Consider the following 551-nt stretch of genomic DNA (forward strand, 5'->3'; position numbering starts at 1 on the left):
CCAGCGTCAGATCGGGGCTGCGACGCAGGTTCCTGAAGAGCGCCACGATGCTCGTAGGCGTGAATTTTGGTTTTGTGAAACTGCGCGGCATTGTCGGGCCCCATTGCGCCATCGCCTCACGGCTCACGCCATGGACACCGGTTGGCGCATCGGCAGTAAAGAGATCGCCGTCGCAATAGTGCTCGTGCTTGTCGCCCCACGCGTCCTGCCAGTAGTCGAAGATCTGACTGCCCAGAATATGCCGGCCGATTCCCCACGCATGCGTCCAGCCCTTCTCGCGCAGAACGCGCTGGCCCATGCCAACCGCGTCTGCATCGACGACTTCGTAGGCGCTATGGCTGTAGGTGGGCAGGAAGCCTTGTGCAAGCGCGAGGGTATGGTGATCCGCCGGGCTGCCACCAAGATCGAGCCGCATGAACGCGACGACGGGCGAGCCATCGGGAAGCACCTGCACATCGCTCGGGATGAAGCCGAAATGCTGCGCATACCATGCGCAGGTCTTCTGATAGTCAGCGAGTTCGAGCACGACATGCCCGAGCCGGATAACTTCT

General features: G+C 61.7%; 1 protein-coding gene. It reads right to left on the bottom strand.

Annotation, left to right across the window (positions count from 1 at the left end):
• A partial coding sequence (locus tag P0D80_RS51015) for a VOC family protein (RefSeq protein ID WP_408296541.1) occupies positions 1 to 551 on the bottom strand: 551 nt, incomplete at both ends.

Source organism: Paraburkholderia sp. RL17-373-BIF-A, assembly GCF_046030175.1.
In the GTDB taxonomy this organism is placed as follows: Bacteria; Pseudomonadota; Gammaproteobacteria; order Burkholderiales; family Burkholderiaceae; genus Paraburkholderia.